The organism is Aliikangiella sp. G2MR2-5 (assembly GCF_015687155.1).
Lineage (GTDB): Bacteria > Pseudomonadota > Gammaproteobacteria > Enterobacterales > Kangiellaceae > Aliikangiella.
This window is the reverse complement of record NZ_JADPQF010000006.1, coordinates 62157-83005: the sequence shown is the minus strand read 5'-3', so window position 1 is coordinate 83005 and position 20849 is coordinate 62157. Positions and strand designations below refer to the sequence as shown.

The 20849-nt window shown below is 41.7% G+C and carries 12 protein-coding genes; 5 read left to right on the top strand and 7 right to left on the bottom strand.

Features of this window, described 5'->3' with window-relative positions; all coding sequences use genetic code 11:
- Positions 1-107: 107 nt before the first annotated feature.
- On the bottom strand, positions 108-2135 hold the full coding sequence (locus IYN84_RS17150) for a methyl-accepting chemotaxis protein (RefSeq protein WP_196140492.1): 2028 nt from the start codon (positions 2133-2135) through the stop codon (positions 108-110).
- 263 nt (positions 2136-2398) lie between these two features.
- On the bottom strand, positions 2399-3853 hold the full coding sequence (gene mltF, locus IYN84_RS17145) for a membrane-bound lytic murein transglycosylase MltF (RefSeq protein WP_196140491.1): 1455 nt from the start codon (positions 3851-3853) through the stop codon (positions 2399-2401).
- Between the two features lie 622 nt (positions 3854-4475).
- Here mltF and purL point away from each other — a divergent pair.
- The 4 genes from purL to IYN84_RS17125 all read left to right on the top strand — a co-directional run bounded on the left by purL (position 4476) and on the right by IYN84_RS17125 (position 11861).
- Positions 4476-8369: a phosphoribosylformylglycinamidine synthase gene (gene purL / locus IYN84_RS17140; protein ID WP_196140490.1), complete on the top strand. Its 3894-nt coding sequence runs from the start codon at positions 4476-4478 to the stop codon at positions 8367-8369.
- Positions 8370-8511: 142 nt separating this feature from the next.
- Positions 8512-9390 (top strand): RimK family alpha-L-glutamate ligase, encoded by an 879-nt coding sequence (locus IYN84_RS17135; RefSeq protein WP_196140489.1) that lies wholly within the window; start codon positions 8512-8514, stop codon positions 9388-9390.
- 34 nt (positions 9391-9424) lie between these two features.
- Positions 9425-11056, top strand: a complete 1632-nt coding sequence (locus IYN84_RS17130) for a YdiU family protein (RefSeq protein WP_196140488.1) — start codon at positions 9425-9427, stop codon at positions 11054-11056.
- Between the two features lie 211 nt (positions 11057-11267).
- Positions 11268-11861, top strand: a complete 594-nt coding sequence (locus IYN84_RS17125) for a MarR family winged helix-turn-helix transcriptional regulator (RefSeq protein ID WP_196140487.1) — start codon at positions 11268-11270, stop codon at positions 11859-11861.
- 31 nt (positions 11862-11892) lie between these two features.
- Here the strand turns inward: IYN84_RS17125 and IYN84_RS17120 are convergent, their stop codons facing one another.
- Positions 11893-12567 (bottom strand): nitroreductase family protein, encoded by a 675-nt coding sequence (locus IYN84_RS17120; RefSeq protein WP_196140486.1) that lies wholly within the window; start codon positions 12565-12567, stop codon positions 11893-11895.
- 292 nt (positions 12568-12859) lie between these two features.
- Between IYN84_RS17120 and IYN84_RS17115 the strand changes: the two genes are divergently transcribed.
- A complete protein-coding gene (locus tag IYN84_RS17115; RefSeq protein ID WP_210330666.1) occupies positions 12860-13330 on the top strand; it encodes a nuclear transport factor 2 family protein in 471 nt (156 codons plus the stop codon).
- Between the two features lie 9 nt (positions 13331-13339).
- Here the strand turns inward: IYN84_RS17115 and IYN84_RS17110 are convergent, their stop codons facing one another.
- The 4 genes from IYN84_RS17110 to trpA form a co-directional block, all read right to left on the bottom strand.
- Entirely contained in the window at positions 13340-14668 is a 1329-nt protein-coding gene (locus IYN84_RS17110; RefSeq protein WP_210330664.1) for an ABC transporter substrate-binding protein, read from the bottom strand.
- Positions 14669-14732: 64 nt separating this feature from the next.
- The gene (locus IYN84_RS17105) at positions 14733-15647 is read right to left on the bottom strand and encodes a diguanylate cyclase (RefSeq protein ID WP_196140484.1); all 915 of its coding nucleotides are present in this window, start codon (positions 15645-15647) and stop codon (positions 14733-14735) included.
- A gap of 16 nt (positions 15648-15663) precedes the next feature.
- Complete coding sequence (locus IYN84_RS17100) at positions 15664-19674, bottom strand: response regulator (RefSeq protein ID WP_196140483.1); 4011 nt, start codon at positions 19672-19674, stop codon at positions 15664-15666.
- A gap of 350 nt (positions 19675-20024) precedes the next feature.
- A complete protein-coding gene (trpA, locus tag IYN84_RS17095) occupies positions 20025-20846 on the bottom strand; it encodes a tryptophan synthase subunit alpha (RefSeq protein WP_196140482.1) in 822 nt (273 codons plus the stop codon).
- Between the last annotated feature and the right edge of the window lie 3 nt (positions 20847-20849).

The window sequence follows — 20849 nt, the reverse complement described above, 5'->3', positions numbered from 1 at the left end:
TTTCAGCGAACAATTGTACACTCAAATTGGCATCAGGCTGGATGTATACAGGCTGGATGTATACAGGCTGGATGTAAATATGGAAGAGTGTCTAGGAAACTTTTTGTCTAGGAAACTTTAAACTGTGCGACCAGGCTTTTTAAATTGCTGGCCACGTCACTCAGAAATCGTCCCCTTTCGGTTGCATTAATGGCCGACTTGCTGGTGTCTTCTGAAATATCCTTAACACTCATTATACTGCGGTTGATTTCATCCGCTACACTTGACTGTTGAGAAGCCGCGGCAGCAATTTGCTCTCCCATCGCGCTAATATGGCTAACGGAGTCAGAGATCTGCTGGAGTGCTGCGCCAGCTTTTTCAGCTTCTTCAACAGTTTGCTTGCTCTTTTCTGTTCCAGAAGACATCGAACGAACTGACAAGTCAGCCGAAGTCTGGAGTTTGTCGATCATCTGGCGGATTTCTTCGGTTGACTCCTGAGTTTTACTGGCAAGCGTTCTGACTTCATCGGCCACCACAGCAAAACCACGACCACTCTCTCCGGCTCTGGCTGCTTCTATTGCTGCGTTTAGAGCTAGGAGGTTGGTCTGATCTGCGATTCCCTGGATTACATCGAGTACTGAGCCAATTCCCTGAACATTACCTCGTAATTCATTGATAGAGCCTGATGCAACTTCCAGTTCGTTTGCTAGTTCGGAAATCGCTGAAATGGTGGACTGAACAATTTCAAAGCCGGCTTTTGAGTCTTTATCGGCATTTGCGGTGGAAGCGGCTGCTTGTTCGGCATTGGAAGCCACTTCTTGAACAGTTGCCTGCATTTCATTCATTGCAGTGGCTACCTGTTCGACTTCTACATTCTGCTGGCGTATTTTACTGCTGGTGATTGCCGCAGATTCATTATTCTGTTCCGCCGTCGATACAAGGTCTTCTGTCGCTGATAGTACTTTTGATACGAGTGCCTGAGTAGCGTCTACCATGCGGTTGACATCTCGGCCAATATCCCGCATTTCATCGGTTGTGGTAATTTTTGTTCTTGCTGTCAGATCTCCCTGGGCAACCTTGTTTACGCAGCTTTTTATTTCGCCTATCGAGCTACGCATACTTTGAGAAAAGCTGGCAAACAAATAGAGCGCTGTTAGAATCAGCCCGGCGCTGGACAACAGGTTAAGCCATATCTCTGCATAGATTGCATCCAATCTTTTAGAGAAAGAGTTATTGAGCTGGTCGAAAGTCTTTTCATACAGAGCCAGTGCTTGTTCAATCGCGCTTGTTCCTAAATTGAAATACTCGTCAGAAGAAATTTGGATTTTATCGGGATCAAGCATTTTATTTTTAGTTGTATTTAAGAACTCATTTACTCCGCTATCGAATTCAGATTTTACGGAAGTGAGTTCAGCTAACTCACTAGAAATATTGGTGGCACTGTTAAAGCTATGGTTTATCGCTCGATGTAGATTTGACAACTGCTGGAAGTAGTTGGATAGCGCTATATAGGTTTCGCTATTAAAGCTACCTTTAGCTGCAATTCCAGCCCCCATACCTCGTGTTTGCCCGGTTATTTCCGCCATACTGGGAATCTCTTTGACAAAACTACTGATTAAAAAAGCGGTATGGGGTTCAGGATCGGTCATTAATCGGCTTTGTTCGCTAATGGCATTGGTCACCGACAAAACTTCGTTAATTAACATGGAATGTCTTTGGAATGATTCTTCCGGCTTCATGCCAAACGCAGCAAGCTTTAAAGTTTCCCATTCATTGGATATATCAGAAATTCTAGTTTTCAAGCTTTGGCGAAGGTTGAGCATACTCTTGCTGCTTGCAATAGAAGCCAGGCTTTGGTCGACAATTTGGCGAGCACTTTCTGCTTTTGATTTTGTTTGCTGATTCCCGTTTAAATAAGCGTTGGTTAACCCTCTGGATTTTGCCATATTGACAAAAACTGGCCTAAATTCGTGAATTAAAGCAAGACTCGTGATTTCATCCTGAGTATTGTCTATCGCGATTTTATGCTTGGTTAATGCATAGTAGGTAATATAGGTGACGGGAAATAGATAAAGCAGAAAGATGAGCAAGAATTTGCGCGTGAGAGAAAGGTGTCCGATTACTCTTGTACCTGGAGCAAGTAAATGTTGAATCATAGATACATTCCATTTCTTTATTTCTTTTCTGGTTGTAGAAGTCACTTAATCAACGGGATTTATTTCAACCAAAATTATTGTCATTGCCATAAACCTTATTAAAAAGTATAGCTAAATATTTATCGCTGGTTTGATTATTTAATTAGGACTCGTTATTTATTTATCGGCAAGAATCAAGGCGAGTTTAAACAATTGCAGAGAGGTCGTTGGATTGGTTTTTAGATTTCAATTGTAAGTCTGATTATTGACGCAAAAAAAGTGATTTAGTTATTGGGTTGAGCTGCTACCAGAGCTTCTTCTTCCTGTGACTCACCCGTTTCAGGAGTTTGTTCTAGTTGCTCTTCATCCAGCCATACCAGAACATCATAATAGCGTCTAATATTGGTAACGTAGCGAACAGGCTCGGCTCCTCGTGCATAACCATGTTTGGTTTGTTTGTACCATTTCTTTTTTTGAAGTAAAGGTAGCCTTTCTTTGACATCAGCCCATTTATCGGGGTCCGCGCCTTGAATTTGTGTGATTCTTCGGGCATCTTCAACATGGCCCCAGCCAACATTATATCCTGCCAGAGCAAACCAGGTTCTATCTGGCTCCTGAATTCTCTCTGGTACTCTGGATTTGAGTTTTCTCAGATATTCAGCGCCTCCCTGGATACTTTGTTGTGCGTCAAGCCGGTTGGTGACCCCAAGTTGTTTAGCCGTAGGTTGGGTCAGCATCATCATGCCACGAACACCCGTCGGAGACTTTGCTTTTGGGTTCCAATGCGACTCCTGATAACTTTGTGCAGCCAGTAACCGCCAATCAATGTCTTTTTTACTGGACTCTACAAAGTAGGGTTTGTATTTGTCCAGATTAGTCTGCGCCGCGCGGTGAAATTTTCTCGCGCCAACATAATCGAATTGTTCGACATGACCATAGTACTTTTCCTGAAGTTGGGCGATGTTACCCAGGGAGTGTTGACTACCAAAAAACTCAATGACTTTAGAGAAAAGTGAATAGTCGTCACTCTGCGGAAAAGCCCAGGCTAGCGTTTGCGGTTTTCCTATCGTGAAGGCCACCGCCAGCTCCGGGTGAAAGCGTCGGTTTAAATCCAGTTCAGTAGAATCTACGATGGTATAGTCGATAGTTTCGTCAAGCACCATCATTAACAATTCTTCTGCTGTCTGTTCAGTCGTTTCAGACCAGTGGAGTTCTGGATAATCCTTTTTTAATGCTAACAGCTCCTGAGAATAAGAGGAGTGAGCTACTACTCTTAGTTCTCCGTCTAGCTGCGAAAGATTACGTGGCCATCGCTTACCTTGCTTAAATACCAGTTTTGACGTAATTCTTTGGTATGCGGGAGCAAACTGGAGTTCCATTTCTCTTTCAGGGGTAACTGTTAAACCTGCTGCAGCAAAGTCAACCTCTCCATGAGTAACCATATTGCTAATTTCTTTTAAATTGTCATTAACCACAAATTCTGCTTCGACTCCAAGAAAGTTGGCAAACTCATTGACGAGTTCATATTCTATCCCTGCCAGCCCATTAGCGCTTTCATAGTATGTCGTAGGGCTATTGCGGGTAACAACAGTAATCTTTCCCTTGCTAAGGATTTCATCTAGCTTGGCAGACTTTTTCTGCTCACACCCTGTAATTACTAAAGTAGCAAGCACAATGCTGCCCACAAGACTTGACTGTCTTGTTAGCAATTTAGCAAATTGTGTCAGTTTACTGCGCATCAACATATGATTACTTGTGGTTTCCGTTTTATATCGAACTGGTGGGTGAAGAGTCTATGTCAGCCACCAGTTACTATGAAATTTCCAACAATTACTCCAGTCTCAAGACAACTAAATGTCGCATTAATTTCAGCTATTCCTTTAAATTTCAAGGATTTATTCTTGTGTGGTGGTCAGCAAGTGATTGATTTTGCTCCCTTTTATCTGAATTATCGTAGTTTGTTCAATTTTTAGCAAGGTGACTTTATTACCATTTTTGTAAATTCATCTTTCCAGACTGGAGAGACATCAGCTTGAGCCCTTATCCTGTAAGCGATTGGGCTACACGGTATTAAATAGAGATATATTTAAGATTAATATCGCATATTGAGAATGTTTTTAGCGTTATTCAAATGGCTTAATTTGAGTGAAGGCATCCAGATCAAGCTACTCTTGGGCTGGGTAAAAATAACCAGCCTGCTATTCAAAGCTCCTGTCCGGAAAAATGGATTTTCAGATAGAGAAGCTGCCATTTATTGACTAAACTTTTGCTAAACAAAGTATCATTTAAGGTACATTCTTGGTTCATTTTAGCGTATTATTGCGCCTTGATTTATAACCCACATTTTTGAGTTAAATCCCTATGCTTATTCTGCGCGGTGCACCTGCATTTTCTCCATTTAGAATCCAGAAGTTACTTGACGAAGGCAAGAAAAGAGTGCCTGAATTGGGCGGACTTTATGCCGAATATGTTCATTTTGCTGACTTGAATAGTGAGCTCTCAGATGAAGGTTTGGCTACGTTAAAGAAGTTGTTGACCTATGGTTCCAGGAAACTGGTTAAAGAAACCAAAGGGGCATTTGCTTTAATTACACCCAGGCAGGGTACCATTTCTCCGTGGTCATCAAAAGCAACTGACATCGCACATAATTGTGGTCTTAAAGAGATTAATCGTCTTGAAAGAGGTATCAGTTGGTATTGTCTGGATCATGAAGGTCGCGATCTCAACGAAGAGCAGATGGCTCAAATTATACCGTTGCTTCATGATCGTATGATGGAAAGCGTTTTTGCCGAACTGCAAGATGCAGAAATACTATTTCAACACGAACAACCTAAAGCCCTTACCCGGGTGGAAATTATAGAAGGCGGTCGTCAGGCTCTGGTAGAGGCGAATGTGAATCTTGGGTTGGCTCTTGCCGATGATGAAATTGACTATCTGGTTGAACGATTTACTGAGCTTAATAGAAATCCTACTGATGTTGAGTTAATGATGTTTGCTCAGGCAAACTCAGAGCATTGTCGCCATAAAATTTTTAATGCTAGCTGGACAGTTGATGGTGAAGATAAACCCATTTCACTGTTTGGAATGATCAGAAATACGCATAAGGTTTCGCCTCAAGGCGTTTTGTCAGCTTATAAGGATAATGCTGCAGTTATCGAAGGATTTGAGCAGCCTCGACTATGGTCTGAAGAGGATTCGGGCGAATACCGTTATCACCTTGAACCAATTCATATTTTGATGAAAGTGGAAACTCACAATCACCCGACAGCGATCTCTCCCTTCCCGGGAGCTTCAACGGGTTCCGGTGGAGAAATTCGTGATGAAGGAGCGACGGGACGAGGAGGAAAGCCTAAGGCCGGATTGACCGGATTTAGTGTTTCAAATCTGGAAATACCTGGTTTTGAGCAACCTTGGGAAAAGCATTATGGCAAGCCCGGGCGCATAGTATCTGCTCTGGATATTATGCTCGAAGGACCGCTAGGTGGAGCCGCATTTAATAATGAGTTTGGACGACCCAACCTGTGCGGTTATTTCCGAACTTACGAACAGACAGTTGAGTTTGATTTTGGCGAACAAGTTCGAGGCTATCACAAGCCAATAATGATTGCCGGTGGCTTGGGCAACATTCGTGAGCAACACGTTGAGAAAGCTGAAATTAAGCCTGGATATCATGTTATCGTTCTTGGTGGACCAGCAATGTTGATTGGTCTCGGTGGCGGTGCGGCATCATCGATGGCATCAGGTACCAGTGAAGAGAGTCTGGATTTCGCATCCGTGCAAAGGGAAAACCCTGAAATGGAGCGTCGCTGTCAGGAAGTCATCGATACCTGTTGGTCTATGGGGGAGAAAAACCCGATCGAATTTATTCATGACATTGGAGCTGGTGGGCTTTCGAATGCGGTGCCAGAACTCGTTCATGATGGTGAGCGTGGTGGTTCTTTTGAGCTACGTCGAGTGCCTAACGATGAGCCTGGAATGAGTCCAGTTGAGATTTGGTGTAATGAGTCGCAAGAAAGATATGTTTTGGCTGTAGCGCCAGAAAACCTGGAAAAATTTGAAGCCATATGTGCACGTGAAAGATGTCCGTTTGCAGTTCTGGGGGAGGCGACTGAAGCTGAGCACTTGACCCTCAATGATGAGCATTTTGATAATCAACCTGTAGACTTACCAATGGATGTTCTTTTTGGTAAGCCACCGAAAATGCATCGAGATGTTAAATCGGCTGAAGTGGTGCATAAGAAGTTGCAGATAGACTCAACGCTTGATGAAGCGATAAATCGAGTTCTGAGTTTACCTGCAGTTGCAGATAAAACTTTCCTGATAACGATAGGCGATCGAACTGTCGGCGGTTTGACCCACAGAGATCAAATGGTTGGACCCTGGCAGGTTCCTGTTGCTGATTGCGCGGTTACCGCTTCAAGTTTGAATGCTAATACCGGTGAAGCAATGGCTATGGGGGAGAGAACTCCAGCAGCCAACCTTAATTATGGGGCCTCAGCAAGAATGGCTGTAGCTGAAGCGATTACAAATATCGCCAGTGCGAAAATTGAAGAGATTGAGAAGATTCGACTGTCCGCAAACTGGATGGCTGCCTGTGGTTCTCCTGGTGAAGATGCCGGTTTATATGAAGCTGTGGAAGCTGTTGGCATGGATTTGTGTCCGAAATTGGGTATCGCTATTCCGGTTGGAAAAGACTCGATGTCGATGAGAACTGTATGGCAAGAAGACGGTGAGGAAAAAAGTGTTACTGCGCCTTTATCGTTGATTGTTTCTGCTTTTGCTCCGGTAACGGATATTCGTCATTCCTTAACACCACAGCTTAACCGCGATATCGACAGTCGCCTTATATTGATCGACCTCGGACAGGGTAAGAACCGTCTTGGTGCAACTGCTTTAGCTCAGGTATTCAATCAGGTTGGTGATGAGTGTGCCGATGTCAATGATGCTGAGTTGTTAAAATCATTCTTTAAAGCTATTCAGCACCTCAATGCGGAAGGGCATCTATTAGCTTATCACGATCGTTCGGACGGTGGTTTGTTTACAACGTTGACTGAAATGGCGTTCGCTGGCCATTGTGGTTTGGATATCAATCTGGAAAGCTTATCCAGCGAAGCTTTTAACGTTCTGTTTAATGAAGAATTAGGCTGCGTGATTCAAGTATCAGAAAAACACTTTGAGAAAGTGATGCAAACTTTGCAGCAGTTCGGTCTTGAAGATATTTCTCACTCTATTGGTTCGACTGATAAAGATTTAATTATTCGAATTAGTCATGGAGACGCAGAGTGGATTAAACGAGACCTGATGGATCTTAGAGCTGTCTGGTCTGAAACAACTTATCAAATGCAAGCCATGCGTGACAATCCTCAATGCGCTCTAGAAGAAAAGCACTTAAGACTGGATGCTGGCAATCCGGGGATTGTTCCTCACTTAACTTTTGATCCTGCACAAGACATTTGTGAACAATATTTGTCTCTAGAAGATAAACCAAAGGTTGCCATACTCAGAGAGCAAGGTGTTAATAGTCATTTGGAAATGGCGGCGAGTTTTATCAAGGTCGGTTTTAACGCTATCGATGTTCATATGAGTGATTTGCATGCCGAGAGAGTTAAACTTGATGACTTTGTTGGTCTGGTTGCTTGTGGCGGTTTCTCTTATGGTGATGTTCTGGGCGCCGGAGAAGGGTGGGCTAAATCTATCCTGTTTAATACCAAGTTAAAAGAACAGTTTAAAGCATTCTTCGAAAGAGAAAATACGTTTTCGCTAGGCATTTGTAATGGTTGTCAGATGCTCTCTAATTTGCGAGAGATAATTCCTGGAAGCGAGCATTGGCCTCACTTTGTTCGTAATGCCTCCGAGCAGTTTGAAGCTCGCTTTGCAATGGTTGAAGTTGTTAAATCTCCTTCAATATTTCTTGAAGGTATGGAAGGTTCACGTATTCCTATTGCTGTTTCTCATGGCGAAGGTCGAGCTGAGTACGTATCTGATGACGCGGCAGATGCTGCCAACAAATCGGGTATGGTTGCTGCAAGGTTTATCGATAACTATGGTCAGGTAGCGACCCAGTATCCGAGTAACCCTAATGGTTCATTACATGGTATTACTGGATTGACAACTACCGATGGTCGGGTAACTATCATGATGCCTCACCCTGAGCGGGTATCTCGAACTGTACAGAATTCTTACGCGCCTGCTGAGTGGGGAGAAGACGGACCATGGACTCGTATGTTTAGAAACGCAAGAGTCTGGGTTGGTTAACTAGCTCAGTATTTTGTTTCCATTTTTAGTAACTTGATTGATGAAACCAATGCCACTTATCGAAAAGGTAAGTGGCATTTTTTTTAGATACGTAAAACTAAAAATGTCACAATTTACAAATTCTGATGTTAAGGGTAGAAAAATGAAGAAATGTGTAATTTTATCGATGGATGATACTTCAAGTTTTGCTGTGTATGATCACTTGCTTCTTCCCTACCTGGAAAAAGCAGGGTGGCAAGTCGAGACCCTGAGTTGGAAGGCTGATGTCGACTGGAATCACTACCATCTGGTCATGATTCGCTCCCCATGGGACTACCAATTAGATAGTAACCATTTCCTACAAGTTTTGAACCGCATCGATAATTCTAGCGCCCATCTGGATAACCCTTTAGAAGTTGTTCGTTGGAATATTAAAAAGACTTATTTGCGGGATCTGGAGCAAAAAGGCGTGGTAATTTTGCCAACATTGTGGAAGGAAAATATTGTCGGGCGAGAGGTTCAAAGCTTCTTTGATAAATTGGAAACTGATGAAATAGTAATTAAACCATGTATCGGCGCAGGTGCATTTGATACCTATCGTCTGACTCGTGAAAAAGCCGAAACTTTATCTTTAGAAATAGAGAACAAATTTGATGATCGACAAGCAATGGTTCAGCCTTTCGCTAGCAACATTTTATCGGAGGGAGAGTTCTCTATTTTTTATTTTGATGACCTGTATAGCCATACCATTTTAAAAACACCCAAGCAGGGAGATTTTCGCGTTCAGGAGGAGTGGGGTGGGCATCTCCAGCTTGTGGAGCCGGAAACTGAATTAATCAGTGCGGCTGAAACGGTATTGAGAAATATTGGTCAGTCTTTACTATATGTTCGTCTTGATTTTGTCCGAACTAGTAAAGGGTTTGCTCTAATGGAAGCAGAGTTGATAGAACCTTCTTTGTATTTTAATCTGGATGAAGGGTCTCCCGAGCGGTTTGTTGAGGCAGTCGAGCGCAGAACAAAGCGGTTGGGTATTGTTAACTAGCTCGCATGTGATGACAGTATAGAAATTCAATTTTATGGAAAATATTTTTCAGTTTAGAAATCGATTTTTTGATGAGTTACCAGCAGATCCGGACGAGCGAACCGTTCCGCGACAGGTATACAATTCTTGTTATTCAAAAGTCAATCCTACTCAGGTTCGCTCTCCTTGTTTAATAAGCTTTTCATCATCGATAGCCACGAGTCTGGGGTTAGATTCAACCGTAATAGAATCTTCTGAATTTGCACAGGTTTTTGCTGGCAATAAACTGCTTCAAGGAATGACGCCTTATGCCATGTGTTATGGTGGCCACCAGTTTGGGCACTGGGCTGGACAACTGGGAGACGGACGAGCCATTAATCTGGGTGAGGTGGTAGATATCTATGGTAACAACCAAACACTGCAGTTGAAAGGAGCCGGGCTTACACCATATTCACGTACAGCCGATGGACTTGCGGTATTGCGCTCATCAGTGAGAGAATTTTTATGTAGCGAAGCTATGTACCATTTGGGAGTTCCAACAACCAGAGCGCTTAGTTTGGTCACTACAGGGGAAAAAGTACTTAGAGATATGTTCTACGACGGTCACCCTGAGTATGAACCCGGGGCTATTGTATGTCGTGTTGCTCCGTCTTTCATCCGTTTCGGCAACTTTCAAATTTTTGCTGCCAGAAAAGATTTCGATAATTTAAAACGATTAATCGACTTTTGTATTCGTTATGATTTTCCTCATCTGATTAGCAACGAAAAAGAGATTAGTCGCGAAATCTATGAAAAGTGGTTTATCGAAATTTGTGATAGGACAATGCGTCTTATGATTGAATGGACTAGGGTAGGATTTGTTCATGGTGTTATGAATACCGATAATATGTCAATCCTTGGCTTAACCATTGATTATGGCCCCTACGGTTGGCTGGAGGGGTATGATCCATATTGGACGCCCAATACGACGGATACAGAAGGGCGTCGCTATGCATTCGGTAATCAGCCTCAGATTGCGCAATGGAACTTATATCAGTTAGCAAATGCAATTGCCCCGGTTATTGGCAGAACAGAGGGGCTGGAAGCTGCTTTGAGTCAGTATAGTGAAAACTATAATAAAGAGTCCAAAGAGATGTTTGCTCGCAAGTTAGGGCTGGATAGATATCAAGCTGAAAATGATGAGCTTTTATTTGAGTCGTTGTTTGAACTTTTGGTCGCAAGCGAGATAGATATGACAATTTTCTTTCGCTTACTGAGTAAAATTTCTTCTCAAAGTGACTATACTTCTGAACAATTCTTTGCTTTAGTTGCGGATGCTTTTTACGACATAGATACAGACAAGTATCCACCTGATTCCTACAGGAACTCGCCGATAAATGAAAGTATCTTCAATCAGACGGTCAGCTGGCTGAAAAAATATCAAGCGCGACTAGAGCAACAGTCTGTTTCTGATGCCGACAGAACAAAAAAAATGAATCTCACTAATCCCAAATATGTTTTGAGAAATTATATGGCTCAAGTGGCTATTGATAAGGCATCAGAGGGAGACACTAGTGAAGTTGAGATTTTAATGAAACTTATTGAAAAGCCATATGACGAGCAGCCTGAATTTGAAAAATATTTTGCAAAGCGGCCAGAGTGGGCAAGACAAAAAGCTGGCTGTTCAATGCTATCTTGTAGTTCCTAATCTCTCCATTGATTTGCTTTCTGGTTGTTAAACTGCAAAACAGTTCGTAATTCTCAACCTAAAGTGTTGAAATTTAGACTATAATTGGCGTTAAATGGTTGCTCAATGCCTGTCGCCATTTTTGAGCCGGGGTAAAAGCCTGTTGAAGGTTGTTGGAAGGCTCATTTCGTGTATCAATAACAAGTAAAACGATAAGAAATAAGAAGGCCATATGTTGAATTACCGATTGAACCGTAAAAGAAAGCAGAGTTTCCAGTTAACGAACGAACTTGATGCTCCTCTAGATCTTTACGAGCATCTGCCATTCCAACTAGCAGTCGTCAGTAATCTGCTTCAACTCAATAGAGACTTGCAAATTCGCGATATTATTGAACTTGAACCTAGAGAGTTAAGGGTTATTCTGAATATTGGTTCCTACATGCCGATCAAGGCAGCAGATATAGCTTATCAGTCACGGATGGATTCCTATACGGTTAGCCGAGCAGTGAAAGTGCTGAAAAAGTTAGAAATGGTAAACGTTGAGCAAACTGAAGATAATAAAAAGGTTAAATACCTGACGTTAACCGAGAAAGGGGCTGATGTTTATCAACGGCTTGTTTGTGCAATCGAAAAGCGCACTGAAAAGCTTGAATCTGTACTGAGCGAAGATGAGAAGTTGAGTTTAATGAACATATTATCCAAGCTTGAAGATAAAGCTGAACAAATGCTCGCCGAAAATGCTAAAGAAAAGCTGGATGCCGGAGGTGATATCCCGGCAGATCAGAAAGAAGTTATTCGCTGGTGGAAGAAGAGCAATAAAGCCTGATTTATAACTAAACGAGTACAATTTGAGCAGGCTAAATAAATGTAGCGATATCATTCAATGGCTTCTTCATTAACGCATGCTCCGGAACTGTGGCCTCTGACGCGGGAAAGCCTGTCACCAGTAATATATAGGGCTTCTCCGTCTTTGGACGATTACAAATATCATTTAAGAATGTCATAGGCTTAGGTGTATGAGTTAGAGTGGCCAGTCCTGAATGGTGGAGCGCATTAATAAGAAAGCCCGTAGCAATACCAACTGATTCTCTAACGTAGTAGTTTTTTCTTTCCTCGCTAGCTGTCACGCCGCCTCTGGATTGTGCAAAAATAGCAATTAACCAGGGTGCGATCTCGAGGTATGGCTTGGAATCATCTGTCCCCAAGGGAGTTAAAGCGTCCAGCCATTCACTGCCCGCTCTGCCTTGATAAAAAGCCTTTTCTTCCTGTTCGGCTGCAATTCTAATCCTTTTCTTAACTGACTGAGCCTTGATTGCGGTAAAGTGCCAGGGCTGGTGGTTGGCACCACTGGGCGCTGTGCCTGCTGCTTTAATGCAGTTTTCAATGATTGTTCCGGGGACCGGCTTATCAGAAAACATTCTCACTGTGTGACGCCGTCTAATTTCTTCATAAAAATCAGTTGAGCGTTGAAGCATTTCTGTTTCATCGTATTCCCGGTAGTCAGGAAGAGGTTTGTTGGCATGCGCTTTCATAACATTAATCTCATTCTATTCAGGTCACCTATTATATATATAAAATGTTGCATATACAATAATAATAGGTGTTGTTGATTGTAATGTTGGGCGGACTATTTAATCTCTTTGAACGAAATCGAGCAGAATTTATAAACCAATGCATTAAGACTGAAATATTTTTGGAATACGAGCGGTCTTTTCTATATCCAACTGATAAAAATAGTAGCTTTTGGCGTTCTATTTGTTAGAAAACCTGAAAGCAGCTCTGATAATTAGCCAATTGGCATAGAAAAAGATAGGGAGAGAAAACATGAAAAAACATTTGTACTGGCTTACTTTGATGGTCTTCATCAGCTTCAATGCAATTGCCAGTGATGATAGTGATAGGGCAAAGATCAAGAAAACTGCGCGTCTGTATATCGAGTCGCAGATACAGGTAAATTCAAAATTGATGGAAAGTGCACTAGACCGCCGTTTGGCGAAACGTACTTATTGGACAAATAAAGCTGGAGAAGAAATTATTTTAGAGTCTGACTACGAAATTATGATTAAAGTCGCTGACTCATATAATAAAGACGGAGATAGATTTCCTGAAAACCCAAAAATTCAGATTGATATTCTGGATACGGAGCAAAATGTCGCTTCAGTAAAGTTGACAGTGGATGATTGGGTAGACTACATGCATTTGTATAAAAATAAAGCCGGTGAGTGGAAAATTATCAACGTACTTTGGCAATTCCACAATACGCTTAAGCACTCTTCCGCTGTTAGTGGATCCTAGTGTAATTTTTTATAGTGCTTGTAAACATTTATTCTGGCTACTCGTCGTTTGTTTCAATTTACGGATCAGCATTTTTGCATGAATGTTTTGCCCTTGATGATCAAATTGAATTTGCCCACTCATTCCCCGATATCGAAATGAGGCGTTCTTATTAAACATGCTTTCGATATCGGGATAGTGATTTTCTGTGATAAGTTTACTGCCATTGGTTAGTCTCTTGAGAGCTTCATTTATAGGTATGTTCTTGGATTTTTCCAGTGACTTCGCCATCGCCATCAGAAAAATAGAATCGTAAATGTAAGCACTATCGAAACCAGAATTGTTGATCTTTAGTAAAGCATTGATATGTTCCTGAAGTGGAGCGCTGGTTGATGATGATTCCTGTGAGATCAAAAACTTGATACAGGGAGATAGATGTTCAATATCAAACCCTTTGAACGAGACTGGTTTAACCGTATCACCCATTATAAAAAGCGGTTTCGAACCGTGCCATAGTTTATCAATTGCTTGCATAAATTGAGGAAGCTTTTCTGACTTCAGCGTGACAAATACAGCGTGAGGTTTAGCTTTAATCATAGAATTGACTTCACTTCTTAGGTTCATAGTGGCAATATCTACTAACTCGCTAATTGTTAACTCTCCGACAATAGAGTTACCTCGATAAGTTAGCTCCTCCTTTATTCCTTTAGTCATTTCTTTGCTATATAAAGTTCGGTCTTTTATCAGGTATACCCGGTCCAATCGATTGAGTTGTTCTAACTCGTCAGCAATGATTTTAACTTGTCCCTGATTACTGGTCAGCATACGCCAAAAATATTTTCCACCACTAATCTCTGCCAGTCGATTAGACGATGCTGAATGTGTCAGTAACGGCACTTTATTTGGAATAGATACCTGTTTCAATAATTCCTCGGCAACGTCTGAATTTCCTGCTCCGATAATGGCTGAAATCCGATACTCTTGAATCAGACGATTAGCTAGCGTTACCGATATGTCTGACAGAGCACCGTCATCAGCACCGACAATAGCAAGTTTTTTACCGTTGATTCCTCCCATTTCATTAACCTTACTTGCAGCCAGATCGGCGGCAGCTATTATTTCTGCGGAATACTGCGGGACTGTACCGACAGGTATCATCAGTGCAAAATTATATGAGTCGGCAGTGATCGGAGTAACTTCTGACTGAAAAATTTTACCACTATAGGGTGAACCGATATTGACATTCATTAATTCTTTTAAACTCAGTGAGAGTAAGTCGCCCTTGGCTGAGGAAGTTAATGAACTCATTGTAAAAAGCAGAGCGATTATCATGAAAAAAAGCTTAATTCTGATGTTCATCAATAGGCGAGCTACTTTTCTTTTTACAATATTATATAGAGACGTTAGCATGATAGCCGGACCGTTAGTCTTCCGATTGAATTTGATTTCTTCCGGCTTGTTTCGCTTTGTAAAGTCGTTTATCGGCCCTCGCAAGAAGTTCATCTGGATTGTCGCTTTGGTAAGGTATGGTGGAGTAGAGACCAATACTCATGGTAATTCGATCAGAAATTAAAGACTTTTCATGCTCCAGATTTTCCTCATTTAAAGCCTTCATCGCTTTGTTAAGCAATCTGATTGCGTCCTTTTCTTCCGTTTTAGGAAGAATGATAACAAATTCTTCGCCACCATACCGCGCAACAATATCCGACGGTCTGTCAAATGTTAGTCTAAGCAACCAGGCAACTTTGCGAAGGCATTCGTCGCCTTGTAGATGACCATAGTGATCATTGTATAATTTAAAAAAATCTACATCGAGAAATGCTATCGACAGGCTCGCGTTTTCTCGTTGAGAGCGTTTGACAACTTTGTCCAGTTCCTGGCTCATGTATTGTCGATTCGACAATCCGGTGAGTCCATCCTGATACATGTTTTTACGCAATATATCGCTTTGAAACTTTAAAGTTAAATGGGCTCTAACTCGATTTAATAGTGTCAAATGATTAAAAGGTTTGGTTATAAAGTCGACACCGCCAACTTGCCAACATAGGTTTTCATCTTCAGGATTGTTATTCGCACTAATGAATATAACTGGAATTTCACAGGTCAGCTCATCTTCCTTTAATATTTTTCCAGCTTCAAGGCCATTCATGTCAGGCATATCTATATCCATTAAAATGAGATCTGGCAGCTTATGTTCGCAGAAGCGTATGGCCTCGATCCCACTTTTGGCCATATAAGTATGATAACAGCTTCCCAAAATGTCATGCAGGATCTTCAACTGCAATGGTTGGTCATCCACAAGTAAAAGCTCTGCTTGTTTAATATTAAAAAAATCCATCAGTCCGACTTTATCGTTAAATTCGTGACATCTCTTCCAGTGCTTCTTCAAATTTCAGATCTTGAACAAGATGAAAAAGGGTTTTTAATTTCTCATTCTCTTTTGCTGAAATGCTACCATTTAATGTTGTTACCAGATCCAGGGCTTGCATATCAGAGTTTTTAATCAGGTCTTTAAGTTTGCTTAACTCCAGATCTAAACTTCCTCGCAACCTTTTCGGTGTAGACTGGCGTAAATTATCATCTGTTTTGGCTAAATAGGCATTGATTTCCTCTAGTGTCTCTCTGCATATTTCTTTTAGTCGTTGCAACTTATAAGCATAGTCATCTTCGCTCCCATCCCGAAAAGCTTCCTCAATTTCGAACGCTATTTTGGATAACCTTTCAGCTCCCACTGTTGCGGACATGCCTTTTATCGTATGAGCTGTTATCTTATTTGAAAGAGGATCTTCTGGCCATGATGTTGGAAGCTTAACCACATGTTTTTGTACGTCCTGAACAAAGGCACCAAGAGCTCTTTCAAAAATTTTGGTAGAGTTTTGCATTCTTGCTAGTGCTGCGGAAAAGTTAAAAATTGCGATTTCATCAACGCCTGATTTTCCACTTTCAACAACCTTAGGTTTTGGATTGCTTTTATCTGCTTTTACTTCTCCATTGAGAGCTATATGTCTTTTGATAAGCGCAACCAGATCTTCCAGTTCAAATGGCTTCCCAATATGATCGTTGGCGCCGCATTTTTTTGCTTTCTCGACATCAGCCGGTAGAACATTCGCTGTCATGGCAATTATGGGAAGTTTCTTCAAACCCAAATTTGTACGAATTTCCTTTATAGCCTGATATCCATCTTTACCGGGCATTTGGATATCCATCAGAACCAGTTGAAAACCGTCCGGATTCTGTCGTAATATTTCTACAGCTTCCTCTCCATCGTTTGCACTTTCGACAAGAGCACCCTGAGTACTTAGTAATGATTGAGCGACTTGTTGATTGACGGGATTATCTTCCACTAAGAGTATGCGAACTCCGGAAAGCTCACTACCTTTGGTGTATTTCATTATACGACTAGCTTGTTCGCTTTTAGCATAAACCGTATCGGCAATGGAGTTTAAAAACAAAGAAGGTGTAATCGGTTTCTGAATAAAACCGTTAATTTTTCCTTTGGAAAACTTTGTTTTGTTAGCAAGCAATAGTCGCTCGTGCGAAGAGACTAAAAGTATTATGGGGACTGGAGAAGGTCCCAATGCTCTCGCTATTTCCAATGCAGTATCCCAGCCATTCTTATCAGGCATATTCCAGTCGACTAGAATGACATCAAGTTCCTTTTCTCCTTTGTCGTAGATATTTTTTAAATAGCTTATAGCTGCAAGGCCGCCCGACTCGGTATGCACAGTCCAGCCAAATGACAGGGCAATGTTGCTTAAAATGTTAAGCTCATTTGGATTGTCATCCACTATCAGCAGATGAAGTGAACTTAGTGCATTTGGTACATTCAGCTCTCTACCATTTGTATCTGCTGCGGGAACTAAATCAACTGTAAATGAGAATGTACTACCTTCTCCAGGATTACTTTCACATTTTAATTCGCTGCCCATCATTTGGACCAAGCGGTTTGATATCGCGAGCCCTAATCCTGTTCCACCGTAATTTCTCGAAATAGAAGACTCTGCCTGTGAAAAAGCATCAAATATTCTTGCTTTCTGCTCTTTTGTGATTCCGATCCCGGTATCTGATACAGAAAAAGTTATACGCTCAACATTACCAATTACTGTTTTTTTCGCGCTTAGAATTACTTCTCCCTGTTTTGTGAACTTGATTGCATTGCTGGCAAGGTTTATCAGTATTTGCTGTAATCTTAGGGAATCTATCATTACTACTGGCGGCAAATAAGAGTCAAGTTTAAAAAGAACATCAACATCTTTTTTGCCGACATTTGAAGATATTATTGATCCGATATCTGAAAAAACGCTGTTCAGCTCTGTTTCATGGATGTCCAGCTCGAGTTTGCCTGCTTCAATTTTACTCAAATCGAGTATATCGTTAATAATGGTCAAAAGTGTTTTGGCTGCGACTTCTGTTTTGCTGGCATATTCAAGTTGTTGTGCTTCTAACGGTGTGTGAAGTAGTAACTGAATCATGCCTAAAACCGCATTCATAGGTGTTCGGATTTCATGGCTCATATTGGCAAGAAACTCCGATTTTGCCGCGTTTGCTTTTTCAAGTTTAAGCAAAGCAAGTTCTAGTTGTTGTGAATGCTCTTTTTGTTCTGTGATATCAAGATTGAAGCCAACAACTCTCAACGGTGTACCGTCTTCATCTTTTTCAATTATTGCTCCAGCCTTAACATACCGAACCTCGCTATTTGACCAAACCACGCGAAATATTTTGTTAAAAATCCCTTTCCCTGCAATTGCATTTTGTACCGCTTCGACCGTATCCTCGATATCTTCCGGGTGAACCGCCTGGTACCAATCATTGTAATATATTTCGCTGGAGAGGTTTTTCCCCGGTAAGCGATATATATCGAACATGATATCATTCCAGTTCAATTTGTCTGTTTTTAAATCCAATACCCATACACCCATCCCGGCGACTTCCGCAGCCTTTGAAAGCCTCTCTTTTACTAGCTCAACCTCAGCTTTTTGAGCCGCTAAAGCGTTAGTCCTATGTTCGACTTTTTGTTCAAGAGACAGATTAAGTGATACAAGTTCCTGCTCTATCGCTTTTCGCTTTGATATATCGTGGAACAGATAGGCAAATCCAAAGAACTTCCCGGATGTATCCGAAACTGGTGATTTAGATACTATGGCACTTATTTTCCAGTTATCGGCAGTGTTCAATTCTACTTCGATGCATTCCTGTTTGGTCAGACTTTGTTGAAGAGCTTCGCTGGTCTTAGAATCGATCAACTCCAGCTCTTCGAGCGTTCTCCCTATCGCCAGCTTTCTTTCTATCCCGAACATTTTTTCAGCACCTTTGTTCCAGCCTGAAACTTTGCCTTTCGTGTCCTCGCTGATAATTGCCTCATGAGCATTGTCGACTATAGCTGCGAGTTGGGACTCCTGTGCCGCAATCAGGCGATCCTTTTGCGTCATGCGCCATGTGATATAAACAAATGATGAGGCGATTAAAAGACCGAATAAAACACTGATCGCGGTAACTAGCATTTGGATAAATGCCTGCTTTCTGACCTGTGACATTGGAAAGCTTACGGCATAGGTTAATGTCAGGTTCTCAGGTGACTCTTTGGCATAGGACACCGGTTTACTTAGAGCGTAATATGCGAGTCCGTCTCGGTTAACTTCATTAAAAGAGGGAGCGATAAAGTTGGGTTGAGAAGAGGCGTTGAACTCGTCAGTCCAACGGTACAGTTTTTTCTTATCAAAACCAAATCGCCTATTTTCATCATGGTGATAGAGGAAGTCGCCGAATTGATTAAGTAGGAAAAATTGGAAATGATTGTTTTCAATTTCCTTCAAGCTATCCAGTATTGCCTGAAACCTGTAATTGATAATCACAATACCAAAAATTCGGTCCTTATGATCAAAAATGGGTTTCGCAATTCTCAGCATCGGTTTATAAGGGACTTCTACTTCACCAAACTCTTTGTTAAGAGAAATAGGTGAGAGGTAGTATTCTCCCTGGGCTAATGTTCTACTTCTGACAACATAGTCGTGTGTTTCTTTAAACTGCAGGTTTTCTTCCTCAACAACAATGACTTCAGTGTCCTGACGATTAACTCGAACCAGTTCTTTGCCATTATTTTCGAAACCAATATATCGAATTTGATCGATGTGTGGATAAGTTGTCAGGTAGGCAACAAAAATGGAAGATAATCTTTTTTTCCATAGTTTGAGCGTACTGCCATCAACGGGATCCGATTCACTTGAATTTGAGGCCCGGATAATTCCTTGAATTGGAGGGGTCTTACTAACAAAGTCCAGATCATTGAGTAATCCTTTAATACGATTGGAAACAGTTTCATCGCCCTTGTCAATAAGTGATGATGCGCGTTCTTTCAGAGTATTCAACGCCTCATCGTACTTAAACGAGAAGATGTAAATTTGTGAGCAGATGAACAGAGTAAATATCGCTGTAAATATGCTAAAAATGCGATAATTAGGATGTTTCTTCGTCCTTAACACCTTGTCTAGCCTTTGAAAATCAGCATCTTAGTAAGTGTAGTAAGGGTTCGGATAAAGTGCGAGCGAATGTGAGGGATCGCTAGTGATTAATCTGATGTTGCTAAATTCGTTGTCAGAATAGCCTGGTAAATGAAATTTGGACGGAGTCAGGCGCTCTGTGAAACTCTGGAGTAGATAGAATGGCAAACAACGCTTGCTACGAGTTGATGTCGACTCGTAGCAAGCGCTTCAGGCAACTATTTTTGCGTTGCCAGTTTCATGCCCCTTACAAACTCTGCAAGTTTTTCGGTCATATGCGAGCGGTTATTCAGCTGGTCCTCGATGATTTTTACGACAGCCGAGCCACTGATTGCACCGAATGCGCCATTATTAATAGCTGCGCTGACCTGGGCCGGCTCGGATATCCCAAAACCAAGCAGTGTTGGTGGTGCTGAATATTTTTCAAGTGCACTTAGAATCTGTCCTAGTGGCATTTCAGCTTTTACTTCAGTGCCTGTTACCCCCGCTCGACTTAGTAAATAGGTATAGCCTTTGGAGAGCTGTGCGATCCGTTTAATGGTTTCTTCATTTGCATTTGGTGTTGCGATAAATATCGGTGCAATTCCGTATTTTTCTGCTGTTTCTACAAAAACTTCCGCTTCAATAGTGGGTACATCTGCAACCAATACTGAGTCGACACCTGCAATAGCAGCCTGCTGATAGAAGCCATCGATTGAGTTACCTACCACCAGATTTGAGTATACGAGTAAGCCAATAGGGACTTGAGGATAAGATTGTCTGACTTTTGCTATCAAATCAAAACAGCGAGCGACGGTTGCGCCATTTTTTAGTGCTCTAATAGCAGCCTTTTGAATCACTGGGCCATCGGCAATCGGATCCGAAAACGGAATACCCAGTTCAAGCGCATCAGCCCCGTTTTCGATAAGAGTTACTATAATTTCATAACAACTTTCCAGGTCCGGGTCGCCCAGCATTACAAAAGGGACAAACGCTCCCTGGCTATTTCGTCTCAGTTGATCAAAACTTTTCGCATATCTTTCGGTATATTTTTGACTCATAAC